The 23,828-nt window shown below is 67.5% G+C and carries 18 protein-coding genes; 11 read left to right on the forward strand and 7 right to left on the reverse strand.

Annotated elements, in window-relative coordinates; genetic code table 11:
• Positions 1-3 precede the first annotated feature (3 nt).
• The 6 genes from AC3WT0_RS14275 to scpC all read left to right on the forward strand — a co-directional run bounded on the left by AC3WT0_RS14275 (position 4) and on the right by scpC (position 9,038).
• Entirely contained in the window at positions 4-1,590 is a 1,587-nt protein-coding gene (locus AC3WT0_RS14275; RefSeq protein ID WP_492754070.1) for an MGH1-like glycoside hydrolase domain-containing protein, read from the forward strand.
• 225 nt (positions 1,591-1,815) lie between these two features.
• Complete coding sequence (locus tag AC3WT0_RS14280; protein ID WP_492754071.1) at positions 1,816-4,389, forward strand: TonB-dependent receptor; 2,574 nt, start codon at positions 1,816-1,818, stop codon at positions 4,387-4,389.
• A gap of 25 nt (positions 4,390-4,414) precedes the next feature.
• Positions 4,415-5,650 carry a histidine-type phosphatase gene (locus AC3WT0_RS14285; protein WP_492754072.1) on the forward strand — a complete coding sequence of 412 codons (1,236 nt, stop codon included), beginning with the start codon at positions 4,415-4,417 and terminating at the stop codon, positions 5,648-5,650.
• Positions 5,651-5,774: 124 nt separating this feature from the next.
• A complete protein-coding gene (locus AC3WT0_RS14290; RefSeq protein ID WP_492754073.1) occupies positions 5,775-6,839 on the forward strand; it encodes a catalase family peroxidase in 1,065 nt (354 codons plus the stop codon).
• 1 nt (position 6,840) lies between these two features.
• Positions 6,841-7,377 (forward strand): cytochrome b, encoded by a 537-nt coding sequence (locus AC3WT0_RS14295; RefSeq protein ID WP_492754074.1) that lies wholly within the window; start codon positions 6,841-6,843, stop codon positions 7,375-7,377.
• Positions 7,378-7,520: 143 nt separating this feature from the next.
• Positions 7,521-9,038: a succinyl-CoA:acetate CoA-transferase ScpC gene (gene scpC / locus AC3WT0_RS14300; RefSeq protein ID WP_492754075.1), complete on the forward strand. Its 1,518-nt coding sequence runs from the start codon at positions 7,521-7,523 to the stop codon at positions 9,036-9,038.
• 115 nt (positions 9,039-9,153) lie between these two features.
• On the opposite strand, the gene AC3WT0_RS14305 is transcribed toward scpC, so the two are convergent.
• Both AC3WT0_RS14305 and AC3WT0_RS14310 read right to left on the reverse strand, forming a co-directional pair.
• Positions 9,154-10,443, reverse strand: coding sequence for a sugar MFS transporter (locus AC3WT0_RS14305; protein WP_492754076.1), 1,290 nt, complete (start codon positions 10,441-10,443; stop codon positions 9,154-9,156).
• A gap of 58 nt (positions 10,444-10,501) precedes the next feature.
• Positions 10,502-11,338, reverse strand: coding sequence for an HpcH/HpaI aldolase/citrate lyase family protein (locus AC3WT0_RS14310; RefSeq protein WP_492754077.1), 837 nt, complete (start codon positions 11,336-11,338; stop codon positions 10,502-10,504).
• Between the two features lie 176 nt (positions 11,339-11,514).
• On the opposite strand from AC3WT0_RS14310, the gene AC3WT0_RS14315 reads away from it, so the two are divergent.
• Both AC3WT0_RS14315 and AC3WT0_RS14320 read left to right on the forward strand, forming a co-directional pair.
• Positions 11,515-12,432, forward strand: a complete 918-nt coding sequence (locus tag AC3WT0_RS14315) for an XdhC family protein (RefSeq protein ID WP_492754078.1) — start codon at positions 11,515-11,517, stop codon at positions 12,430-12,432.
• Entirely contained in the window at positions 12,419-12,991 is a 573-nt protein-coding gene (locus AC3WT0_RS14320; RefSeq protein ID WP_492754079.1) for a nucleotidyltransferase family protein, read from the forward strand. Before AC3WT0_RS14315 ends, AC3WT0_RS14320 begins: the two co-directional genes overlap by 14 nt.
• A 121-nt stretch (positions 12,992-13,112) precedes the next feature.
• Here AC3WT0_RS14320 and AC3WT0_RS14325 read toward each other — a convergent pair whose 3' ends face one another.
• Genes AC3WT0_RS14325 through AC3WT0_RS14335 form a run of 3 tightly spaced genes read right to left on the reverse strand, consistent with a single transcriptional unit; the run spans position 13,113 to position 17,070 of the window.
• Complete coding sequence (locus tag AC3WT0_RS14325; protein ID WP_492754080.1) at positions 13,113-14,444, reverse strand: c-type cytochrome; 1,332 nt, start codon at positions 14,442-14,444, stop codon at positions 13,113-13,115.
• A 3-nt stretch (positions 14,445-14,447) separates the two neighbouring features.
• A complete protein-coding gene (locus AC3WT0_RS14330; RefSeq protein WP_492754081.1) occupies positions 14,448-16,634 on the reverse strand; it encodes a xanthine dehydrogenase family protein molybdopterin-binding subunit in 2,187 nt (728 codons plus the stop codon).
• Positions 16,618-17,070: a (2Fe-2S)-binding protein gene (locus AC3WT0_RS14335; RefSeq protein ID WP_492754082.1), complete on the reverse strand. Its 453-nt coding sequence runs from the start codon at positions 17,068-17,070 to the stop codon at positions 16,618-16,620. The genes AC3WT0_RS14330 and AC3WT0_RS14335 overlap by 17 nt, the downstream gene beginning before the upstream one ends.
• Positions 17,071-17,234: 164 nt before the next feature.
• Here AC3WT0_RS14335 and AC3WT0_RS14340 point away from each other — a divergent pair, with 164 nt between their 5' ends.
• Genes AC3WT0_RS14340 through AC3WT0_RS14350 form a run of 3 tightly spaced genes read left to right on the forward strand, consistent with a single transcriptional unit; the run spans position 17,235 to position 20,094 of the window.
• Positions 17,235-18,395, forward strand: a complete 1,161-nt coding sequence (locus AC3WT0_RS14340) for a fumarylacetoacetate hydrolase family protein (protein WP_492754083.1) — start codon at positions 17,235-17,237, stop codon at positions 18,393-18,395.
• A 39-nt stretch (positions 18,396-18,434) separates the two neighbouring features.
• A complete protein-coding gene (gene xylB, locus AC3WT0_RS14345) occupies positions 18,435-19,217 on the forward strand; it encodes a D-xylose 1-dehydrogenase (RefSeq protein ID WP_492754084.1) in 783 nt (260 codons plus the stop codon).
• Position 19,218: 1 nt separating this feature from the next.
• Positions 19,219-20,094: an SMP-30/gluconolactonase/LRE family protein gene (locus tag AC3WT0_RS14350; RefSeq protein WP_492754085.1), complete on the forward strand. Its 876-nt coding sequence runs from the start codon at positions 19,219-19,221 to the stop codon at positions 20,092-20,094.
• Between the two features lie 284 nt (positions 20,095-20,378).
• On the opposite strand, the gene AC3WT0_RS14355 is transcribed toward AC3WT0_RS14350, so the two are convergent.
• Together AC3WT0_RS14355 and AC3WT0_RS14360 are read right to left on the reverse strand one after the other, a co-directional pair.
• Positions 20,379-22,052: a glycoside hydrolase family 43 protein gene (locus tag AC3WT0_RS14355; protein WP_492754086.1), complete on the reverse strand. Its 1,674-nt coding sequence runs from the start codon at positions 22,050-22,052 to the stop codon at positions 20,379-20,381.
• Positions 22,052-23,761 (reverse strand): IlvD/Edd family dehydratase, encoded by a 1,710-nt coding sequence (locus AC3WT0_RS14360; RefSeq protein WP_492754147.1) that lies wholly within the window; start codon positions 23,759-23,761, stop codon positions 22,052-22,054. Before AC3WT0_RS14360 ends, AC3WT0_RS14355 begins: the two co-directional genes overlap by 1 nt.
• Positions 23,762-23,828 lie beyond the last annotated feature (67 nt).

The following is a 23,828-nucleotide window of genomic DNA, read 5'->3' on the forward strand; positions in this document are numbered from 1 at the left end:
CGGGTGGACCGGCGTTCATTTCTGGCGAGCAGCGCGGTGGGACTGGCAGCGATCGCGGCCTCGCGCGGGGCGCTGGCCGAGCAGGCGGCGGCCGGGGCGCCCGTTTTCCGCAGCGGCGACGCGCGCTGGCAGGCCGCCTATGACAAGGCGCTGGCGGTGCTCGCGGGCAATGTGCAGGTCATGCCCTATATCTCCGCGCCGGTGCTGATCGAAGGATCGGTCTACAAGGGCATCTGGCAGGAATGCGGGCCGCACGAGGCGCTGGTCTGGCGCAAATGGCGGCCCGACGTGGCGCTCAACAGCCATATGACCTTTTTCGAGCTGCAGCGCGCCGACGGACAGCTGCCGGCCAACAACAAGGTGACCGAGACGAGTTTCGGCCAGATCCAGATGGTCGTGCCGATCGCCGCCACCGCGTGGGAACTGGCGCGCGCGACGGGGAACGAAGAGCTGCTGGTCGCCGCCTATCGCGCCTGCGCGGCGTGGGACGGCTGGCTGATGCGCTATCGCAACACGCGCGGCACCGGGCTGGTCGAGGGGTTCTGCACCTTCGACACCGGGCACGACAACAGCCCGCGCTGGGCCGGGCTGCCCAACCAGTGCCCCAACAAGGATGCGCGGCGCCATGCGCCGATCGCCTCGCTGCCCCGGCTGTGTCCCGATCTTTCGGCGACGGTGTTCGGCGCGCGCCGGGCGCTGGCCGCGATGGCGAAGGCGCTGGGCCGCGATGCCGAGGCGCAGCTGTGGACCGATACCGCCGAGGTGATCCGCAAGGCGATCGTCGACAAGCTCTATGTCGCGGAGGACGGCGCCTTCTACGACCTCGACGCGCAGGACAATCTGGTGCGGATCAGGGGCGACGTGATCAGCCGCGTGTGCGGGGAGCATGTTGTCGATCAGGCGACCTTCGATACGGTCTGGGCGAAGCAGCTCGGCAATCCCGATGCATTCTGGACGCCTTATCCGCTGCCGTCGATCGCGCTCGACGATCCCCGGTTCGTGCGCCCTATCCCCGCCAATAGCTGGGGCGGCGCGGCGCAGGCGCTGACCGCGATGCGCGCCGGGCGCTGGTTCGATCATTATGGCCGCGCGGCGGAATTCACGCGGATGATGGATAGCTGGTGCGAGGCGATCCAGGCCGATCCGAGCATGCGCCAGCAGATCGATCCGCAGACGGGGGCTTTCACGCATGGCGAGGATCATCCCGATTATTCGCCCTGCGCGCTGGTGATGATCGACTATAGCTGGCGGCTGATCGGCGTGACCGAGGAAGCCGATGCGCTGCACTGGAACGTGCGCCCCGCGCACAAGGCGGCGAAGGGCGCGGCGCTCGACCTGCCGACCGATGCGAAGCTGACCGCCGTGATGCGCTACGGTGGAAGTGGCGCGGCGCTCAGCCTCGGCGGCAAGCCGGTGGCGCGGATCGAGGGCGGCGCGGCGCGGCTGGTGACCGACAAGACGGGCAAGCCCGCCGCGCTGGTCGGCATCGAGCAGAAGCCGCAGACGGTGACGCTCACCGTGCCCGGACAGGGCGCGCGGCGAGTGCGGCTGGCGGGCAATCAGCGCGTGATGCTGACCAGCCGAGATTAAACTTTCGTAATGTTACGACGTGCGTCTTTTGCAATTGGACGTTTGACCAACAAAAATCAGGGTCTCCGCGTGACTTGCGTCTCAACCCTCTGGATATGCATGCATTATCCGGCTTTTGCTGTCGCAAATCTGTCATCGAACAGTAGCGATCCGGAAACACCCCGCACCTAGCCGCCGCCGCGAGAGCGCGCAGTGCGCTTCCAAAAGGGTTTGGGGAATCAGAACATGTTGAAGTCCGTGCGCGCGACGCTGATGATCGGCGGCTGCCTGTTTGCATTGGGAGCGGAAAGCGCCGCCCATGCCCAGGCCGTAACCACCACCGCAGCCGCAGCCGCGAGCGAGGCCGACGCGATCGACCCCAGCGACATCGTCGTCACCGGCACGCTGGAAGGCGAGCGCAAGGCGATCGACGCCAAGCGCTCGGCGGACAATATCGTCGAGGCGCTCTACGCCAACGACGTCGGCAAGCTGCCCGACCAGAATGTCGCCGAAGCGGTGCGCCGCCTGCCCGGCCTGACCGTCGCCAACGACCAGGGCGAAGGCCGCTACGTCATCATCCGCGGCATCGACCCCAGCCTGATCAACGTCACGCTCAACGGCCAGATGCTCCCCGCGCCCGAACCCGACGGCCGTCAGGTCAAGCTCGACGACATCCCCTCGGCGCTGATCAGCTCGGTCATCGTCTCCAAGACGCTGACCCCCGATCAGGACGCCAACGCGATCGGCGGCGAAGTGGCGATCAAGACGCTGAGCGCCTTCGACCGCAAGGAGGATTTCTTCGTCAACGCCCGCGGCGCCTATGGCTGGTACAAGATGAACCACAAGCAGCCGTGGGAAGCCGACGGCCAGATCGGCGGCCGTTTCGGCGCCGATCGCCAGTTCGGCGCGGTCGTCTCGGTCAACTATTCGCGCCGCCCGATCGAGTCGCAGAATCTGCAGGGCTCGGAGAACTGGGCGCCGGTGAACGGCCACATCGTTCCCGATCAGGAAGGCCTGCGCGACTATAACCTGATCCGCACCCGCCTGGGCGTGGTCGGCAATTTCGACTGGCAGGCGGGCGACGGCACCAAGGTGTGGCTGCGCACCAGCTATTCGCGCTTCACCGACAATGAGAAGCGCGACCAGAACATCATCGGCATCGGCGCGGCCAGCACCTTCAAGAACCAGACCGACACCAGCGGGACCTTCACGGGATCGACCAGCATCAAGATGCGCCGCCGCCGCGAGAACGACAACACCAAGTCGGTGGCGCTGGGCGGCGACTTCAACGTCGCCGGGGGCACGCTGTCGGTCTCGGGCAGCTACGCACGCGCCGAGAAGCGCGATCCGCTGCGCAGCGAGTTCACCTTCAACGGCCCGTCGGCGGTGGTGAATTACGACCTGACGACCAAGCCCTATTCGTTCATCCCGGTCGGCAGCCCGTTCGACACGGCTTCGGCCTTCAGCTTCAACAAGGTCAATTTCGACAACCGCCTCGCGGTCGAGAAGCTGTGGCAGGGCCGCGCCGACTATACGCTGCCCATCCCGATCGGCGACGATTCCTCGATCAAGGTCGGCGGCAAATATCTCGATCGCCACAAGACCAACGACGAGAACGACCTGACCTACAAGAAGGGCAGCACCAAATGGGCGATGACCAACGTCGCCTATGTCGGCAACACCAATTTCTACGACGGCATGTTCCACTTCGGCGACCGCATCGATTGGGATGCCGCCAAGGATTATGTCGACGCCAATCCGGGCGTGGTGAAGATCGACAACGCCACCTCGATCGCCAACTCGCTGGCCGGCGACTATGACGTCCACGAACAGATCGCGGCGGGCTATGCGATGGCTACGCTCAAGTTCGGCGGCCTGACGCTGATCCCCGGCATCCGCGTCGAGCATACGCGCGACAAGACCAAGGCGAAGATCGTCGACGAGAATTCGACGATCGACGAGGGCTACAACAGCTTCGGGCGCAAGAGCTATACCAACTGGTTCCCGGGCCTGAACGCGCGCTACGACGTGGGCAACGGCATCGTGCTGCGCGGCGCGGTGACGACCGCCATCGGCCGCCCCAACTACCCCGATCTGGCGCCCTATGTGACCGTCGAGGACGATACGATCCCGAACATCGGGCTCGGCAACCCCGACCTGAAGCCGTATAAGGCAGTCAATCTCGACCTCGGCGCCGAATATTATCTGCCGGGTCAGGGCCTGCTGTCGGTCGGCCTGTTCTACAAGCATATCGACAATCCGATCTACGCGCAGGCCAGCGTCGTGACCAACGGCACCTTCGGCAACGTGCTCTACCCGATCGCCAACGTAACTCGCCCGGTCAATGTCGACAGCGAGATCGTGAAGGGCGTCGAGGTGAACGCGCAGGTCTGCTTCACCTTCCTGCCCGCGCCGTTCGACGGCTTCGGCGTCGCCGCCAACTTCACGCATGTCAGCGGTCACGGCAAAGGCCTCGACGACCGGTCGGGCAACTTCCCGCTCTTCTACCAGTCGAAGAACAGCGGCACCGCCCAGCTCTTCTACGAAAAGTACGGCTTCGCGCTGCGCGTCGCCTATTCCTACCGCTCCAAATATCTGGACGGCCTGGGCGGCTCGGCCGAGGAGGACCAGTATACCGACAATAACGGTCAGCTCGACATCCACGCCAGCTACGAGATCCTGCCGCAGGTCACCGTCTTCGCCGACGCGACCAACCTGACCAATGCGCCCTGGCGGCGCTTCATCGGCACGCGCAACCAGCTGATCGAACGCGAGCGCTATGACTATAGCCTGCGCGGCGGCATACAGCTCCACTTCTAGAACAAGCGACGGAAGAGGGAGCGAGATGAAGAAGGCTGCGATCCTTGCGCTGCTGCTGGCGGCGGCAGGGAGTGCCCAGGCGCAGGCGCCGGCCACGCGCCAGCCGGCGCTGAAGCTGGAGCGCGTCGTGCTGCTGATGCGGCACGGCGTGCGCCCGCCGACCAAGAACCCGCCCATGCCCGCCGGCGTCGCCGCCGAGGCATGGCCGGGCTGGACGGTCGCGCCCGGCTATCTCACCGAGCGCGGCGCCAGGGCGATCGCGCTGATCGCGGCCGCCGACCGGCAGAGCTGGGTCGCGGCGGGGCTGATCCCCGCCAAGGGTTGCGCCAAGGTGCGGATTATCGCCGACAGCGACCAGCGCACGATCGAGACCGGGCGCATCTATGGCGAGGGCGTCGCCGCCGGCTGCCCGGTCGCGCTGGAGCATAAGCCGCAGGACGTGGCCGATCCGATCTTCTCGATCATCGACGAGAAGATGGTCGAGTTCGATCCCGCCAAGGCGCGCGCGGCGGTGATCGCCGACCTCGGCCCCGGCGGGCTCGCGGCGCTCGATGTGCGCGAGAAGCCGGTGCTCGACCGGCTGAACGCCATTCTCTGCGGCACCGCCAGGACGGCGTGCGGCGTCGGCGGCGGACCGACCGGGCTCGCCCCGGCGGTCCCCGACAAGCGCCCCAAGCTGACCGGCGCGATCGATCGCGCCTCGACCGTGGCGCAGATCCTGCTGCTCGAATATGCCGACGGCAAGCCGATGAGCGACGTGGGCTGGGGCCGCGCGACGCCCGCCGACATCGAGCGCGGATCGGCGCTTCACGCGCTGGAGTTCCAGGTGCTCGCGCGGCCGCGCTATCTGGCGGCGCGCAACCTGGCGCTGATCGGCGCGGCGATGCGCGACACGATGACCGCGACCGATGCGCCCGAAGTCACGATGATCTCGGGCCACGACACCAATGTCGCCAATCTGGGCGGCCTGCTCGACCTGCACTGGAAGGTGCCGGGCCTTGCCAGGGACGATCCCTCGCCCGGCGGCGCGCTGATCTTCGAACGGCTCGCGAGCGCCGATGGCCAGCGCTATGTGCGCGCATCATACCGGTCGCAGTCGATCGCGCAGATCAGGGCGCTGACCCCGCTGGGCGGCGCGGCGCAGCCCTATCGCGCGGTGCTGCCGCTGCCCGGCTGCAACGCGCTGGGCGTGGCCGGGCTGTGCACGCTCGCGCAGTTCCAGGCGCTGATGGACGACAGGCTGGTGGCGGCGAAGAATTGACGGAACGGGCGTAACGGCGCGGGCACCATAAACGAAGGGGTGAGTGACAAACCTCCCCATCCCGCAGCACTTTTCGGCTACAAAGCCGTCCGTCTGCGGACGACAAGCTGCGAGCCCATAGAAGATGCCCGACCGTCACGCCCGTCCGTCCGCCATCGTCGCGATCGCGGCTGCGCCGCTGATCCTGATCGCGGGCTTCGCCTGGGCCGGCGGCTGGATCGGACCCAAGCGGGTGAGCGGCGGAACGCTGGCCACCGCGCTCGAGAAGAATGCCGGCACGCATCCCGGCTATCGCCGCGCCCATGCCAAGGGATTGTGCTTCACCGGGCGCTTCGACGCGAATGGCGAGGGCGTGGCGCTGTCGAAGGCGCCGATGCTGGCGAAGGGCAGCTATCCGGTGTTCGGGCGCTTCTCGACCGGGGGCAGCAACCCGATCGCGACCGACGGGCGCAACGTGTTCCACGCCATGGCGCTGCAGATCACCGCGCCCGACGGCGCGATCTGGCGGATGGCGATGGATCATACGCCGATCTTCCCGGTGGCGACGCCCGAGGCCTTCGTCGCCCTGCAGCGCGCGAGCACGCCCCTGCCCGCGACGGGCAAGCCCGACCCGGCGCTGATGAAGGCCTATCTGGCGCAGCATCCCGAGACCAAGGCCTATCAGGATTATATCGCCAAGGCGCCGCTGCCCGACAGCTTCGCCAACGGCACCTATTACAGCATCAACGCCTTCCGCTTCCGCAACGCGGCGGGCGCGGTGCAGACGGTGCGCTGGTCCTTCGCGCCCGAAGCGCCGTTCGGCGCGCTCGACAAGAGCAAGCTCGACGCGCTGCCGACCGACTATCTGTTCGACGAGATGATCGCGCGGCTGGCGAAGGGGCCGGCCGTCTGGCGGATGATCGTGACGCTGCCCAATCCCGGCGACGCGACCGACAAGGCGACGGTGGCATGGCCGGCGGATCGTAGGACCATCGCCGTCGGCACGCTGACCATCCAGCGCGCCGAGACCGAGGAGGCCGGGCCGTGCCGCGACATCACCTTCGACCCCACCATATTGCCGGCGGGGGTTTCGATCTCGGACGATCCGCTGCTGCCTGCGCGATCGGCGGCCTACTCGGCCTCGTTCCGCCGCCGCGCGCTGGAAACGCCGGGGCCGAGCGCGATCGGCAAGGCGATGGGAGGGCACTGACATGCGCGCACGCTTCCACCCCGCCCTGCGCCTGATCCACTGGACGATGGCCGCGCTGATCCTGCTGATGCTGTTCGTCGGCGTCGGCATGGTTTCGACGGCGGGGCCGGCTTATGAGACGCTGATCCGTTTCCACCGCCCGCTGGGCATCGCGATCCTCGCGATCGTGGTCGTCCGCCTCGTCGTCCGGCTGGCCACCGGCGCGCCGGCGCTGCCCGCCGACATGCCCGCGCCGATGAAGCTGGTCGCCAGAGCATCGCACATCCTGCTTTATGCCGCGATGTTCGCCATGCCGCTGATCGGCTGGGCGATGCTGTCCGCCGGCGGCTATCCGGTCGAGATCGCCAAGGGCGTCGTGCTGCCGCCGATCGTGCCGCAGGATCTGCGCCTGTTCGGGCTGCTGCGGCTGGCGCATGGCCTGGTCGCCTTCGCCTTCTTCGCGTTGATCCTCGCGCACCTTGCCGCCGCGCTCGTCCACGCGCTGATCCGGCGCGACGGCGTGTTCGAGGCGATGGGATTCGCACGCCCGCGTCAATAACCGCCCGGGCGATCGAAAATCCGGCCATGGACGAATTGTCTCAATCGGGAGATTGAACCGACATATCGCGAGTCGGGAGGTTCCGTGACCAGCCCCTTGGGTCTAGAGGCCTGCGTGGAAATCCAACACCAGACGAGGTGAAAATGGTCGACGGTAGCCGTATCGCGTGCGCAGCCCTGAAGGCGAAGGTGACAAGCGCGGAGGAGGCGGCGGCCTTCATCGCATCGGGCAATACGGTCGGGATGAGCGGCTTCACCGGATCGGGCTATCCCAAGGCCGTGCCGATGGCGCTCGCCGCGCGGATCGAGACCGAACATGCCGCCGGCAATCCCTTCCGCGTGCGCGTGTGGACGGGCGCGTCGACCGGCCCCGAACTCGACGGCGCGCTCGCCAAGGCCGACGGCATCGAGTTCCGCCTGCCCTATAATTCCGATCCCGTGGCCCGCGAGAAGATCAACCGCGGCGAGATGGATTATTTCGACATGCATCTGAGCCAGGTCGCGCCGATGGCGTGGCAGGGCTTTCTCGGGCCGCTCGACGTCGCGGTGGTCGAGGTCACCGGCATCCGCGCCGACGGATCGCTGATCCCCTCATCCTCGGTCGGCAACAACAAGACCTGGCTCGATCGCGCATCGAAAGTGATTCTCGAGGTCAATCGCTGGCAGAATGACGCGCTCGACGGGATGCACGACATTTATTACGGCACCGCCCTGCCGCCCCACCGCGTGCCCATCCCCCTCGTCCGCCCCGACGACCGCATCGGTGAGACGTCGCTGCGCGTCGACCCCGACAAGATCGTCGCGATCGTCGAGACCGACGCGCCCGATCGCAACCTGCCCTTCTCCGCCCCCGATGCGGGCGCGCTCGCCATCGCCGGGCATCTGCTCGAATTCCTTGGCCATGAAGTGAAGATGGGGCGGCTGCCCGCCTCGCTGCTGCCGATCCAGTCGGGCGTGGGCAATATCGCCAATGCCGTGCTGACCGGGCTGGTCGATAGCCCGTTCAGCGACATGACCGCCTATACCGAGGTGATCCAGGACGGGATGCTCGACCTGCTCGACGCGGGCAAGCTGCGCATGGCGTCGGCCACCGCCTTCTCGCTCAGCCCCGAGGCGGCGGCGCGGATCAACGCCAACATGGCCGATTATCGCAGCAAGATGGTGCTGCGCCCGCAGGAGATCAGCAACCATCCCGAGCTGATCCGCCGCCTCGGCTGCATCGCGATGAACGGGCTGATCGAGGCCGACATCTATGGCGCGGTCAATTCGACCCACGTCATGGGATCGCGCATCCAGAACGGCATCGGCGGATCGGGCGACTTCGCGCGCAACGCCTATCTCTCGATCTTCATGACGCCGTCGACCGCCAAGGGCGGCAAGATATCGGCGATCGTGCCGCAGGCCAGCCATGTCGACCATATCAGCCAGGACGTGCAGGTGATCGTCACCGAGCAGGGGCTGGCCGATCTGCGCGGGCTTTCCCCCAAGCAGCGCGCCAAGCTGATCATCGAGAATTGCGCGCATCCGGACTACAGGCCCGCGCTGGCCGATTATTTCGCCCGCGCGCGCGAACATTCCTATGGCCAGCAATCGCCTTCGCTGCCTGGCGAGGCGCTGTCCTGGCACCAGCGCTTCATTGATACCGGCACGATGCTGGCGTGACCGGGAACTGATCCGGGACTCGCCACCCGCCTCGTCATTGCGAGCGCAGCGAAGCAATCCAGATTGATGCCGAATATCCCTGGATTGCTTCGCTGCGCTCGCAATGACGGCAGGATCAATCGGGGAAGGCGTTGGTGGGGCGTGCGCCCCACAGCGCGTAGAAGAGCACGTAAAGCTCGCAGGCGGCCGTCAGCAGGAAGGACAGTTGCAGCCCGTAGCTGTCGGCGAGCCACCCCTGCACGATGACGAGCGCGCCGCCCGCGATTGCCATGATGAGCAGGCCCGATCCTTCCTCGGTCAGCGGACCCAGCCCCTTGATGCCTAGCGTGAAGATGGTCGGGAACATGATCGAGTGGAACAGCCCGACGAGAATCAGCGACCACATGGCGACGGGGCCGGTGGCGAAGACGGTGACAAGCATCGTCAGGAACGCGCCGACCGAGAAGACGGCCAGCACCGTCTCGGCGCGCACGCGCTGCATGATCGCGGAGCCGGCGAAGCGGCCGACCATCATCCCGCCCCACAGGAAGGTCAGATAGCGCCCGGCCTCCTCATGCGTCAGATTGGCGATCTCGGGCTGGCTGACGAAATTGACGAAGAGATTGGCGACGCCGATTTCCGCGATCAGATAGATGAAGATCGCGGGCACGCCGAAGACGAGATTGCGGTGCCGCCACAGCGAATGGCCGCGCCGCTCCTCCGCGGCGAGGCGATTGGCGGCCGCGCCCATGGCGGGAAGCGGGAAGCGCGCGATCACCACCGCAAGGATGACGAGCACGACCGCGACGAGCAGATAGGGCAGGATCACCGAATGGGCGTCGGCCATGCGTTCGGCCTCGGTCAGCACGCGCCCGGCCTTCGCCGTGCCGCCGACCGAGCGGCCGAGGATGAGATAGGCGCCGAAGATCGGCGCAAGCATCGTGCCGAGCGAATTGAGCGCCTGAACCAGATTGAGCCGCGACGATGCGGTCTCCGGCTTGCCGACCACCGCGACATAGGGGTTGGCCGCGACCTGTAGCAGGGTGATGCCGCTGGCGATCACGAACAGCATGACAAGCGTGACGCCGTAGGAGGGGATGCTCGCCGCCAGCGTCATCCCCAGCGCCCCCGCCGCCATGACGAGCAGTCCAGTGACCAGCGACTTCTGGTAGCCGATCCGCTCAATCAGCTTCGCCGAGGGGATCGAAGCGACGAAATAGGCGATGAACCAGACCGATTCGATCAGCGTCGTCTGGGTGTAGGTGAGGTCGAATACGCTGCGCAGATGCGGCAGCAGCGTATTGTTGATGACCGTGATGAAACCCCACATGAAGAAGAGGCTGGCCAGCAATGTCAGCGCGGGGCCGTAGCGCACCCCAGTGGATTCCGACGCACCCACAGCCTTTGATGATGGCGTCAATGCCATGAACAGACCCTCTCCCGCTCCTCGTTATTTGTCTGACTATAAGCTGGGCCGGACAGCGTCAATCGCCGCCGGCGCGCGCAAGGATGGCCCGCGCCTGCTTGAGGTGGGGCGCATCGATCATCCGCCCGTCGAGCTGGAGCGCACCGGCGCCGGGATTGGCGGCGAAAGCATCGATGATGCGATGCGCTGCGGCGATCGCGGCGGCGTCCGGCGTGAAGGCGGCGTTGATCGCCGCCACCTGGCGCGGATGGATCGCCATCATGCCGGTGAAGCCGTCGCGCGCACCGCGCGCGGCATAAGCGGCGAGCCCGTCGAGATCGTCGATCGCGGGATAGACGGTCTCGATCGCTACGACGCCCGCCGCATGCGCCGCGAACAGGGTGAGCGAGCGCGCCATCTCATAAGGCGGAGTATAGCCTCCGCCGGCCTCGCGGCTGGTCGCCGCGCCGATTGCGGCGGGCAGGTCCTCCGCGCCCCAGGTCAGCCCGGCCAGACGCGCGCCGACTTCGGCATAGCTGCCGAGCGCGAAGATCGCGGCCGGCGTTTCGGTCGCGATCGGCAGGATCGGAGGGCAGTCGCCGCCCCACGCATCGACGAGCTTCAGGACGCTCGCGGCTCCCTCGGCCTTGGGCAGCATCAGCGCGGCGGCCCCGCGCGCGGCGGCAAGGTCTTCGGCGAGCATGCCGGCATCGAGCGGATTGACGCGGACGATGCGCGCCACGCCCGATGCCGGGCTGGCGAGATGCGCTGCGACCGCCGCGCGCGCGGTGGGCTTGTTGGGGGCGGTGACTGAGTCTTCAAGGTCGAGGATGATAGCGTCGGCGCCGCTCGCCTCGGCCTTGGCGAAGCGCTCGGGCCGGTCGGCGGGCACGAACAACAGCGATCTCAGTCTCATTCTACCCTCTTCATTCGCATCGTGCCTCCCTCTAGCCCGAAGGCCATCGTCATTGCGAGCGCAGCGACGCAATCCAGCCTGACGCCGAACATCCACACTGGATTGCTTCGCTGCGCTCGCAATGACGGGAAAGGCGACGGTTTCGCGGCGGGGCAAAGCTGGCTAGAGCTTGGGGCATGGACGATCTCGACCGGATCCTGGCGGCGGCGCGCGACTGGCATGGGCAGGGCATGGCGATCGCGACCGTCGTCTCGACATGGGGATCGGCCCCGCGCCCGCGCGGCAGCCATATGATCGTCGCCGCCGACGGCCGCTTCGAGGGATCGGTATCGGGCGGCTGCGTCGAAGGCGACGTGCTGGCGACGGCGGCCGAGGTGATCGCGAGCGGCAAGGCGGCGCGCAAACGCTATGGCGTCGCCGACGGGCAGGCCTGGGCGGTAGGATTACCCTGCGGCGGCGAGATCGAGGTCATGGTCCAGCCGGTGCGCGCGGGCGGCTTCGCGCCCGAGCTGTTCGAGGCGATCGGCGCGGCGCGCGCGGCGGGCGAGCGGCTGAGCATCGCGACCGATCTCGACGGCGGGGCGAGCATGGTCGGCGCGTCCGACGAGGCTTTCGTCAACGATTATCGACCGAAACGCAGGCTGCTGATCGTCGGTGCGGTGCAGATCGCGCAGGCGCTCGCCTCGCTGGCGCTGACGCTGGGGGTCAGCCCGGTGGTGATCGATCCGCGCGGGCGCTTCCTGACCGACGAGCGCTTCCCCGGCGTCGCGCTCGACGATCGCTGGCCCGACGAGGCGGTGGCAGCGCATCGGCCCGACGCCGCGACCGCGATCGTCACGTTGAGCCATGATCCCAAGATCGACGACCCCGCGCTGATCGCAGCGCTGGCGGCGCCCACGGGCTATGTCGCGGCGCTGGGATCGAAGCGCAGCCATGCCGCGCGGCTCGAACGGCTGGCGACAGCGGGGGTTGCGCCCGAGGCGCTGGCGCGGATCGAAGGGCCGGCCGGGCTCGCCATCGGCGCGATCGGCGCAAGCGAGATCGCGCTGTCGATCGCCGCCGGCATGGTCGCCGCGCTCAATGATCGCGGCTGAGCGCGTCGCCGCGATCCTGCTCGCCGCCGGGCGTTCGGAACGTTTCGGCGCGCGCGACAAGCTGGTCGCCGACCTCGAAGGCAGACCGCTGGCGCTGCATGCGGTGAAAATGCTCGGCGGCTTCGCCTTCGCGGCGCGGATCGCGGCAGTGGGCGATGGCAACATGGCCGTCGCAGCGCTGCTGGCGCGCGAAGGCTTCGCCATCGCCCATCCCCCCGCCGGATCGGGCATGGGCGCGTCGATCGCGGCCGCCGTGGCGATAGCGGCGACCATGGATGTCGATGCGGTATTGATCGCGCTTGCCGACATGCCGCGCGTGCCGGCCGCCCAGCCACGCGCGCTGCTCGACCATTATGATCCCCGCATCGGCGCGATCGGATCGAGCGACGGCGACCGGCCGCTGCCCCCCGCACTGATCGGCCGCGCGCATTTCGACGCGGCGACGCGGCTGGCGGGCGATGCCGGCGCGAGAGCGCTGCTTGCGGGAGCGCCGCTGCTGCCGCTCGACCCCGCGCTGCTGATCGACATCGACCGGCCGGGGGATCTGGTACGGGCGTAAAGGGGATCAGGCGCGGACGGCGGTTACAAACCAACATCGTCATTGCGAGCATAGCGAAGCAATCCAGACCGATGCCGAACATTCTGGATTGCTTCGCTGCGCTCGCAATGACGGACGCGGGCTAGTTCTGCAGGCGGAGCTTCGCGACGTCCTTGGCGGTGATGCTCGACGGCTTCGATCCGAAGCGTGCGGTCACATAATTGGCGACTGCGGCGACTTCGGAGTCCGAATAGGCAGCGGCGAAGCTCGGCATATAGGCGTGGCCGCCGCCGGGCTTGCCCGATCCATTGAGGATCATCTGCGCGACGTTGGCCGCCGTCGGATCGTTGACCGCGCGTACGCCGGTGAGCTGCGCCTGTTCGACGATCGCCCCCGCGCCCGTCCAGGCATGGCAGCTCGCGCAATTGCCCTCGAACATCCGTTTGCCGACCGGATTGTCGATCGAGGCGAGCTTGGGCGCCGCAGGGGCCGGGCCGGCGGGCTTGGGCGATGACGATGTCCGTATCGCCGGCACGCTTTGCAGATAGGTGACGATCGCCGCCACGTCGGACCTGGTCAGCTTCGACAGGCTCGCCTCGACCGCCTCGGCCATCGGGCCGGAGGCGACGCCGCGACCGCGCGCGTGACCGGCGGCGAGATAGGCGGTGATCTCCGCCGCCGACCAGTCGCCGATGCCGCTGATCTTGTCGGGCGTGATATTGTAGGCGTTCCAGCCCTCGGCGACGCCGCCTGCGAACTTCCGGCGCTGGTTGAGCGCCTGCATCAGGTTGCGAGGGGTGTGGCATTCGCCGCAATGCCCCGTCGCCTCGACCAGATAGGCGCCGCGATTCCATTCGGGGCTCTGCTCGGGCACCGGGCGGAAGCGCTCGTCCTTGTTGAAGAAGGCGGACCAGATGCCCATCAGCCAGCGCTGATTATAGGGGAAGCCGAACGTATTGCCCTTGTTGGCCTGCTTCACCGGCTTCAGCGAGAAGAGATAGGCCTTCACCGCCAGCACGTCGGCATCGGTCATCAGCGAATAGGATGCGTAGGGGAAAGCCGGGTAGAGGCGCGATCCATCGGGCGCGATGCCCTTGTGCACCGCGTTCAGGAACTGCGCGTCGGTCCATTTGCCGATGCCCGTTTCGGGATCGGGCGTGATGTTGGGCGTGTAGATGGTGCCGAAGGGCAGCACGAAGGCGCGGCCGCCGGCCCAGGGCGTGCCGCCCCTGGCGGTATGGCACGCCTCGCAGTCGGCCATGCGCGTGATATATTCGCCGCGCGTCTGCGGATCGGCATTGGCGAGCTCGGCCGGGACGCCGGTGGGCGACGGCCCCTTATAGGCGGCGAGATCGACGGGCGTGCCCTTTGCGAAGGCATAGGGGCCGGGCTGGAAGACGATCCAGCCGACCACCGCGAGTGCGACGACCGCGATGGTGCCTGCGACGAGCGTGACGATGCGCGCGATCGACATGGTTCAGGCCCCCTTCGCGATCAGCGTGCGATTGACCGGCATGCGCGTGAGCTGCACCCCCGTCGCCGCGAAAATGGCATTGGCGACGGCGGGCTGGACGACCACCGTCCCCGGCTCGCCTATGCCCCCCGACGGCGCCGTGCTCGGCACGATATGCGTTTCGATGACCGGCATCTCGTCGATGCGGAGCATGCGATAATCGTTGAAATTGCCCTGCTGCACCTGCCCGCCGGCGAAGCTGATCTCGCCGTGGAGGACAGTGGTGAGGCCGAAGACGACGCCGCCCTGGATTTGCGCGGTCAGCGTATCCGGATTGATGACGCGCCCGACATCCGCCGCGACGACGACGCGGGTGACGCGCACATCGCCGACATCGTCGACCGCGACGTCGGCGATACAGGCGAGATAGGAGCCGAACGCCTCGAGCAGCGCGACGCCGCGCCCGACGCGGCTGCCGAAGGACCAGGCCGGGGCGGGCGTGCCCCAGCCCGCCTTCTCCGCCGCCAGATTGAGCGCGGCGAGCGCGCGCGGCTCCTTGTCGAGCATGCCGCGCCGGAAGATGACGGGATCGACCCCGCTCTTGAACGCGAGCAGCTCCATGAAGCATTCGACCGAGAAGACGCTGCTGTTCGGCCCGACGCCGCGCCAGAAGGCGGTCGGCACGACCGTTTCGTGGCGAACATATTCGACGAGCATGTCGCCCAGCGCATAGGGCGGCTTCACCGCACCTTCGACGGCGTCGCCGTCGATCCCGTCCTTGAAGGCGGGCGGCAGCCAGCGCGCAAGGATCGACGGGCCGGTGACGCGGTGATGCCAGGCCGTCACCTTGCCATTCTCGACCCGCGCCTTCAGCCGGTCATGATACATCGGCCGATAGGCTTGCTGGCGGATATCCTCCTCGCGCGTCCAGACGACCTTCACCGGTCCTTCGACATGCTGGGCGATGCGCGTCGCCGTCACCACGCTGTCGGGTTCGAGCCGCCGGCCGAAACCGCCGCCGATCAGGTGATTGTTGATCGTCACCTTCGACGGATCGATCCCCAGCACCTTCGCCGCGCCGTCCTGCGACTTGCCGGGCACCTGCGTGCCCACCCAAACCTCGCACAGGCCGTCATGGACATGGACGGTGCAGTTCATCGGCTCCATCGGCGCATGCGCGAGATGGGGCAATTCATAGACCGCCTCGTACAGGCTGCCGTCCTTGAGCCTGGCGAGCGCATCGCCTTCCTTGCGCGCGGCGACGCCGGGGCCTTCGGAGGCCTTCTCCACCTCGGCCCAGAGCGCGGCCTGCTCCAGCGTGGCGTTCTTGCCCGGCGCCCAGGTGACCGAGAGCGCGCGCAACCCCTGCATCGCCGCCCACATATGATCGCCGACGACGGCGACCAGATCGTCGAGCACCACCACCTGCCGCACGCCGGGCACGGTCAGCGCCTGCGTCTGATCGACGCTGCCGACCTTGCCGCCCAGCACCGGGCAGGCCATCAGCGTCGCGACCTTCTGGTTGGGGCGGATGACGTCGATGCCATAGACCGTCTTGCCGACTGCCTTGTCGGGCGTGTCGAGCCGGTGCGCGGGCTTGCCGATCAGCCGGAACTGCGACGGATCCTTGAGCTTGACCTCGGCCGGGGGCTTCAGCCCGGCAGCGCGCCCCGCGACCTGCCCGTAGCGGATTGTGCGCCCGCTATTCTTGTGCGTGATGACGCCGTGGTCGGTCGACAGGCTCGCCGGATCGACGCCCCAGCCCGACGCGGCTGCCTGCACGAGCAGCGCGCGCGCGGTGGCGCCCGCTTTTCTGAGCGGTTCGGACCAGGCCTGGGTAGTGGTCGACCCGCCGGTCGCCTGGATGACGAGCGCGGGGCTGCCATAATTGGCCTGATCCGCCGGCGCATGCGCGGCGATCACCTGATCGAGCCCGATGTCGAGCTCCTCGGCGATGCACATCGCCTGCGAGGTATAGACGCCTTGCCCCATTTCGACCGCAGGCATGGTGATCGTCACCTTGTCGTCAGGCGCGATGTGGATGAAGGCATTGAAGCGCGCGCCGGTCGGCACCGGCTCGTCGGCGCGGGCACGGCCGGAAATGAACTCGACGCCGATCAGCAGGCCGCCCGCCGCCACCGCGCCCGCGCGCAGGACGGCGCGGCGCGAGATGCCCCCTTCGGCGGCGACGGCCTCAGGAACGGGCGGCATTTTTGATCCCCTCGCGGATGCGCACATAGGTGCCGCAGCGGCAGATATTGCCGGCCATCGCCGCGTCGATATCGGCATCGTCGGGCGCCGGATTATGCGCGATCAGCGCCGCCGCCGACATGATCTGCCCGGGCTGGCAATAGCCGCACTGGATGACCTCGAGATCGATCCACGCCTTCTGGATCTTCGCGCCCGCAGGCGTCGCGCCCACGCCTTCGATCGTGGTGACCTGACGGCCGCCGACCACACCGACGGGCATCTGGCACGAACGGACCGCGACCCCGTCGACATGGACGGTGCATGCCCCGCACTGCGCGATGCCGCAGCCGAACTTGGTCCCGGTCATGCCGAGCACGTCGCGCAGCACCCAGAGCAGCGGCATGTCGTCGGGTACATCGACGCTATGCCTGCTGCCGTTGATCGTCAGATCGGTCATGAGCAGTTTCCCAGGGGACGAGAATGATATGATGATGAACCTGTTGGGAAATCGGTTCAAGGTTACGGCCGTATATAGCGCCTGCCTCGGCACGCCGCTTGACAGCGAACGACCCCGGCGCGATGGTAGCGCTATCAAGAGAAAAGCGTGCAAAATGGGAGCCGATGTCGAAAGTCTCTATACGAATTGAAGACGCCCTGCCGGCGGATTGGCGCACCGGCCGCTTCGTCGGCCGCATCGATCCGGGCGCTGGCCCGACGCCGATTCTCGTCGAGGACGGCGAGGCTTACGACATGTCGCACGTCGCGCCGACAGTGTCGGAATTGCTGGCGGGCGGCGCATTGTCCGCTGACGACGGCCTTCCGCTCGGGCCGCTCGAGGGGCTTGGCCTCTCGCCCGCCGCCGACGCGAAGGTGCGGCTGCTGAGCCCCGTCGATCTGCACTGCGTGAAAGCATCGGGCGTCACCTTCGCGCTCTCGGCGATCGAGCGCGTGATCGAGGAGCGCGCGCGTGGCGACGCGGGTCAGGCCGCGGCGCTGCGCGAGCGGCTCGAGTCGCGCATCGGCGGCAGCATCCGATCGGTCACCCCCGGCTCGGCCGAGGCGGCGGCGCTCAAGGCCGCACTCATCGAAGACGGCCTGTGGTCGCAATATCTGGAAGTGGCGATCGGACCCGATGCCGAGATCTTCACCAAGTCGCCGGTGCTCTCCACCGTCGGCTGGGGCTGGGACGTCGGCGTGCGATCGGATTCGAGCTGGAACAATCCCGAGCCCGAAGTCGTCGTGATCATTGATCCCAAGGGGCGCGTCGTCGGCGCTACGCTGGGCAACGACGTGAACCTGCGCGATTTCGAGGGACGCAGCGCGCTGCTGCTCGGCAAGGCGAAGGACAATAACGCCTCCTGCTCGCTCGGCCCCCTCATCCGCCTGTTCGGCGACGATTTCGCGATGGACGACGTTCGCGCCGCCGAGCTTGAGCTGACGATCGAGGGCGAGGACGGTTACCGCCTTTCGGGCCGAAGCTCGATGAACCAGATCAGCCGCGATCCCGAGGATCTGGTGCGCCAGGCGATGAGCGAGCATCATTATCCCGACGGCTTCGCGCTGTTCCTCGGCACGCTCTTCGCGCCGACGCAGGACCGCGACGTACCGGGCAGCGGCTTCACGCACAAGAGCGGCGACGTGGTGACGATCTCCACGCCGCGCCTCGGCACCCTCGTCAATCCCGTCACCACCTCCAAGGCCGCCGCGCCCTGGGCCTTCGGCATCGGCGCGCTGATGCAGAATCTCGCCCGGCGCGGGCTGCTCAGCGGCCCCAGGGGCTAGGCGCCAGCGGGGGCCATCATGTCCGAAAGCGAATCTCCGATGCTCAAGCAAACCGCGCTCGCCGGGCGCGCGACCTATCCCAGCCTTGTCGACAAGCGCGTGTTCATCACCGGCGGCGGCAGCGGCATCGGCGCGGGGCTGGTCGAAGCCTTCACCGCGCAGGGCGCCAGCGTCGCCTTCGTCGACATTGCCGAGGCCGAATCCGAAGCGCTCGTCGCGCGCCTTTCGCCCGACGCGCGCCACGCACCGCGTTTCGACCCGTGCGACCTCAAGGACATCGCGGCGCTCCATAAGGTCATGGCCTCGGTCGAGGCCGAGCGCGGCGGGATCGACGTGCTGATCAACAATGCCGCCAGCGACGATCGCCACGCGATCGGCGACGTCACCCCCGATTATTGGGACGAGCGCATGGCGACCAACCTGCGCCACCAGTTCTTCGCGGCGCAGGCCGTCATCCCCGGCATGAAGCGCGCGGGCAGCGGCGTGATCCTCAATTTCGGATCGATCAGCTGGCACCTCGCGCTGGGCGAGCTCATCCTCTACCAGACCGCCAAGGCGGGGATCGAAGGGCTGACGCGTTCGCTGGCCCGCGATCTGGGCCGCGACAATATCCGCTGCAACACGATCGTCCCCGGCAACGTCCAGACGCCGCGGCAGGAAAAATGGTACACGCCCGAAGGCGAGGCCGAGATCGTCGCGGCGCAATGCCTTGACGGGCGTATCCAGCCGTCCGACATTGCCGCCATGGCCATGTTCCTCGCTTCCGACGACGCCCGCATGTGCACCGGCCACGCCTATTTCGTCGACGCGGGCTGGCGCTGAGATGACGACAGGCGCGGCGGAGCGCGTCGCGCAGGTCGGCGCAACGCTGGGCGAAGGCCCCGCCTGGGTCGGCAGCGAGCAGGCCTTGTGGTTCGTCGACATCAAGGAGCATCGCATCCACCGCTTCGACCCGGCGAGCGGCGCGATCGACCATTGGGACGCGGGCAATCAGGTGGGCTGGATCCTGCCGCGCGCGCGCGGCGGCTTCCTCGTCGGGCGGAAGGATGGCATCCACAGCTTCGATCCCGCGAGCGGTGCGATCGGCCCCGTCGTCGCGGTCGAACCGCATTATCCCGGCAATCGCCTCAACGACGCGACGACCGATGCGGCGGGGCGCATCTGGCTCGGCACGATGGACGATGCCGAGGAGGCGCTGACCGGCCATTTCCATATCTTCGAGAATGGCGCGCTGCGCGAAAGCGGGTTGCCGCCAGTCTCGATCACCAACGGCCCCGCCTTCTCGCCCGACGGCCGCACGCTTTATCACACCGATACGCTCGGCAAGATCATCTACGCGGCCGAGGTGCATGACGACGGCACGCTGGGCGCGACGCGCGTCTTCGCCGAGATCGAGGACAAGGCCGGCTATCCCGACGGCCCCGTGGTCGATGCCGAGGGGCATTTGTGGACCGGGCTGTTCTTCGGCTGGGGCGTGCGGCGCTATGCGCCCGACGGCCGGCTGGTCGAAACGGTGCGCCTGCCGACCTCCAACGTCACCAAGATCGCTTTTGGCGGCCCCGATCTCCGCACCGCCTATGTCACCACCGCGCGCAAGGGACTGAGCGAAACGAAGCTCGCCGAGCAGCCCGAGGCGGGCGACCTCTTCGCCTTCGCCGTCGACACGCCGGGGCTGCCGCTGACGCCGGTGGCCTTCTAGGCGGATCGCCGTCCGGGCGCTGTCCTACAGCGGCGCCACAATGTTATGCGATGCTGGCGCCGTGCGCCCTGCTCTTTGACAACGCTCGCGTTCCGAAGTTGAGAACACCCCTCCAGCCTCTCAACTTTGTCAACTTCCGGAGAGCGGAATCGCGCTTTTCCGCCATTCCCTACAGCGACCATCGTCACGCTGCCTACCCCGTCATTGCGAGCGCAGCGAAGCAATCCAGACGATACCCGGCGCGAGACTGGGTTGCTTCGCTGCGCTCGCAATGACGGAAAGGGTCAGTTGCCCGATCTGGCGTAGGGTCCAACCGTCGCGCCGATGAAGCCGCCTGCCGTCCGGGTGCTGAGCAGCGTCGCGTCGAGATCGCGCGTGAGCATCTGCCAGCGGCCCGGCCTCAGCGCGTAGAGGAAATCGATCCTGTCGCCGCGCGTGACGATGCGCAGTTCGACCGGACCGCGCGGCAACGCCACCGGACGCTCGGCGACTGCGACGCCGTCCGCCGGATCGGCCTCGCCGGCGCGGCGATCGAGGCGGATTTCGGTGCCTTTCGCGCCCTGTGCCACGGTCAGTGAGTAGAAATGCGCGCTGTTCTGGAAAATGGCGAGCCCCGCGCGGTCCCCGGGCTTTGCGGGCGCGAAGCTGACCGAGGTGGTGATCGTCGCCCAATGATGTTGCAGGCGGCGGCCGAGATAGGAAGGCTGGCCGTCGCCGCCGAGCGGCTCCGCGCGCGCCTCGACCGACAATGCGCCCTGGCCGAGGCTGAACCACTGCGTGCGGGTGGTGCGGAGCTGCATCCAGTAGAGCGGCAGCTTCGCCTCGCTGAAATCGTCGCGCACCGCGAAGGCGCCGCTGGTGGGGATGGCCGGCGCGGGCTGCGCCGCCAGCGCCGGGCGCTTGTGGACATAGGGAATGGCGGTGCCCGGCGGCAATATCTCCGGCCAGCCATCGCGCCAGGTGACGGGCAGCAGGAAAGTCTCGCGCCCGATATTATAATAGTCGCCACGATAGGGCCGCGTGGCGAGGAAGACGCTCCACCAGTCGCCCGCCGGCGTGGTCACCAGATCGGCATGGCCGGCCGAGGTGATCGGCAAGGGTCGCCGCGGATCGAGATCGCGCTGGGTGAGGATCGGATTGCGCGGCCCCGGCTCATAAGGGCCGGTGACCGATTTGCTGCGGAAGATGGTCTGCGAATGGCCCTCGGCGGTGCCGCCTTCGGCCGCGCTCAGATAATAATAGCCATCCTTGCGGTAGAGATGCGGCCCTTCGATCCAGATCGGCTTCTTCGCGATATCGACGCCGCCATTGACGAGAACCGTGCGCGGCCCGACCAGCTTGAGCGTCTTGAGGTCGAAGCGCTGGATCCAGATGGCGCGGTGTCCGGTATAAAGCGGCTCGCCCTCAGGGGGGCCGTTGTTGACCAGCCAGGCGCTGCCATCCTCGTCGAAGAAGAGCGACGGATCGATCCCGTCGAAATCGAACCAGGCAGGATCAGACCAAGGTCCGGAAGGATCCTTCGCGGTGACAACGAAATTGCCGCCGCAATCGACGCAGGTGTTGACGATGTAGAAGATGCCGTCGTGCCAGCTTATCGCCGGCGCGAAGACCGCGCGCGACATTTCGAGATTCTTGAAGTCGAGCTGGCCGGGCCGGTCGATCGCATTGCCGATCTGCGTCCAGCTCACCAGATCGCGACTGTGGAAGATCGGGATGCCGGGGAAATAGGCGAAGGTCGAATTGACCAGATAATAATCGTCACCGACGCGGGTGATCGAGGGATCGGAATAGAAGCCCGACAGGATCGGGTTGCGATAGTCGCCCGGCCCCGCCTTGACCTCTGCGTCGACGGGATCGGCGCCGCGATAGTCGAACCAGTCGAAACGCGCGACCGGGCCGCCGGCCGCCTGCGCGGCGGCGGAGAGCAGCAGCAGGGCGGCGGCGGAGAGCGATCGCATCAGTGATTGTGCCGCGGCGTGCGTGCGGCGACGCCGCGATATTTGACTGCCATTTCGAGCACCGCGCCGTCGCCGAGCTGGCCCGTCTTCTCGCGGTATATTTCTTCCCACGGCGTGTGACTGTCGGGAACGGGCGGCGCGCCTTCCACCGTGCGGCCCGCAATCACCGCCCCATCGACCAGCGCGTCGCAGGTGCCGGCATTGAGATCGATGCGCAGAATGTCACCGTCGCGCAGCCAGGCGAGCCCACCGCCCACAGCGCTTTCGGGCGAGGCGTTGAGGATCGAGGGGCTGTCCGACGTGCCCGACTGGCGGCCGTCGCCCAGCGTCGGCAACGCCATGATGCCGCGCTGGATGAGCGCATCGGGCGGCTGCATGTTGACGACCTCGGCCGAGCCGGGCCAGCCGATCGGCCCCGCGCCGCGGATGACGAGGATGCAGCTTTCGTCGATATTGAGCGCCGGATCGTTGATGCGGTGATGATAATCGTCGGCCCCGTCGAAGACGACAGCGCGCGCCTCGAACACGCCTTCGCTGCCCGGATTGCTCAGATAGCGGGCGCGGAAGGCGTCGGAGATCACGCTGGTCTTCATGATCGCGAAGTCGAAGAGATTGCCCTTGAGGACGAGGAAGCCGGCGCGATCCATCAGCGGATCGGCGAAGGGGCGGATCATCTCGCGATCAGGCGACTCGCGCCCTTCCAGATTGGCCGCGATGCTGCGCCCGGTGACGCTGAGGCAATCGCCGTGGAGACGGCCGGCCTGCAGCAATTCCCACATCACCGCAGGCACGCCGCCCGCGCGGTGGAAGCGTTCGCCGAGATATTGCCCAGCCGGCTGCATGTTGACGAGCAGCGGCAGATCATAGGCGTCGGACCAGTCGTCCGCCCCCGTCTCGATCCCGGCATGGCGCGCCATCGCGGCGATATGCGGCTGGGCGTTGCTCGATCCGCCCGCCGCGCTGACCACGGCGATCGCGTTGAGGAAGCTCTCGCGCGTCAGGATGCGCGAGGGGCGCAGATCCTCATAGGCCATGTCGACGATGCGGCGGCCGGTTTCATAGGCCATCTGCCCACGCTCGCGATAAGGCGCGGGGATCGCCGAGCAGCCGGGGAGCGAAAGCCCGAGCGCCTCGGCGACCGCGTTCATCGTTGAGGCGGTGCCCATCGTGTTGCAATGACCGGCAGACGGCGCGCTGTCGCACGCACGATCGAGGAATTCCTCCTCGTTGATCTCGCCCGCGGCAAGCTTGCGGCGCGAGCGCCAGATGACCGTGCCCGATCCGACCAGCTCGCCATTGTGCCAGCCGTCGAGCATCGGCCCGCCCGACAGCACGATCGCGGGAATGTCGACGGTCGACGCGGCCATCACCTGCGACGGCGTGGTCTTGTCGCAGCCCGTGGTCAGCACCACGGCGTCGATCGGATAGCCGTAGAGAATCTCGACCAGCCCGAGATAGGCGAGGTTGCGATCGAGCGCGGCGGTAGGCCGGCGGCAATTCTCGAAGATCGGATGGACGGGAAACTCCATCGGGATGCCACCCGCGTCGCGGATGCCGTCGCGCACGCGCTTCGCCAGATCGAGATGGATGCGATTGCAGGGCGAAAGGTCGCTGCCCGACTGGGCGATGCCGATGATCGGCTTGCCCGAGCGCAGCTCATCGGGCGTGATGCCATAGTTCATGAAGCGCTCGAGATAGAGCGCGGTCATGTCCGATCGGGCAGGATCGGCGAACCAGTCGCGCGAGCGGAAGGGGCGGACGGGAACTCGGGACAAG

This window comes from Sphingomonas sp. EU05-FHT14C10 (assembly GCF_058790595.1).

Excerpts from the sequence above, each read along its gene's own strand:
- AC3WT0_RS14360 (WP_492754147.1), bottom strand. The coding sequence starts at position 23,761 with ATGACCGCGCTCTATCTCGAGCGCTTCATGAACTATGGCATCACGCCC.
- xylB (WP_492754084.1), top strand. The coding sequence starts at position 18,435 with ATGCTCAAGCAAACCGCGCTCGCCGGGCGCGCGACCTATCCCAGCCTT.
- AC3WT0_RS14310 (WP_492754077.1), bottom strand. The coding sequence starts at position 11,338 with ATGAGACTGAGATCGCTGTTGTTCGTGCCCGCCGACCGGCCCGAGCGC.
- AC3WT0_RS14320 (WP_492754079.1), top strand. The coding sequence starts at position 12,419 with ATGATCGCGGCTGAGCGCGTCGCCGCGATCCTGCTCGCCGCCGGGCGT.
- AC3WT0_RS14335 (WP_492754082.1), bottom strand. The coding sequence starts at position 17,070 with ATGACCGATCTGACGATCAACGGCAGCAGGCATAGCGTCGATGTACCC.
- AC3WT0_RS14325 (WP_492754080.1), bottom strand. The coding sequence starts at position 14,444 with ATGTCGATCGCGCGCATCGTCACGCTCGTCGCAGGCACCATCGCGGTC.
- AC3WT0_RS14285 (WP_492754072.1), top strand. The coding sequence starts at position 4,415 with ATGAAGAAGGCTGCGATCCTTGCGCTGCTGCTGGCGGCGGCAGGGAGT.
- AC3WT0_RS14295 (WP_492754074.1), top strand. The coding sequence starts at position 6,841 with ATGCGCGCACGCTTCCACCCCGCCCTGCGCCTGATCCACTGGACGATG.
- AC3WT0_RS14355 (WP_492754086.1), bottom strand. The coding sequence starts at position 22,052 with ATGCGATCGCTCTCCGCCGCCGCCCTGCTGCTGCTCTCCGCCGCCGCG.
- AC3WT0_RS14315 (WP_492754078.1), top strand. The coding sequence starts at position 11,515 with ATGGACGATCTCGACCGGATCCTGGCGGCGGCGCGCGACTGGCATGGG.
- AC3WT0_RS14330 (WP_492754081.1), bottom strand. The coding sequence starts at position 16,634 with ATGCCGCCCGTTCCTGAGGCCGTCGCCGCCGAAGGGGGCATCTCGCGC.
- AC3WT0_RS14290 (WP_492754073.1), top strand. The coding sequence starts at position 5,775 with ATGCCCGACCGTCACGCCCGTCCGTCCGCCATCGTCGCGATCGCGGCT.
- AC3WT0_RS14305 (WP_492754076.1), bottom strand. The coding sequence starts at position 10,443 with ATGGCATTGACGCCATCATCAAAGGCTGTGGGTGCGTCGGAATCCACT.
- AC3WT0_RS14280 (WP_492754071.1), top strand. The coding sequence starts at position 1,816 with ATGTTGAAGTCCGTGCGCGCGACGCTGATGATCGGCGGCTGCCTGTTT.
- scpC (WP_492754075.1), top strand. The coding sequence starts at position 7,521 with ATGGTCGACGGTAGCCGTATCGCGTGCGCAGCCCTGAAGGCGAAGGTG.
- AC3WT0_RS14350 (WP_492754085.1), top strand. The coding sequence starts at position 19,219 with ATGACGACAGGCGCGGCGGAGCGCGTCGCGCAGGTCGGCGCAACGCTG.
- AC3WT0_RS14340 (WP_492754083.1), top strand. The coding sequence starts at position 17,235 with ATGTCGAAAGTCTCTATACGAATTGAAGACGCCCTGCCGGCGGATTGG.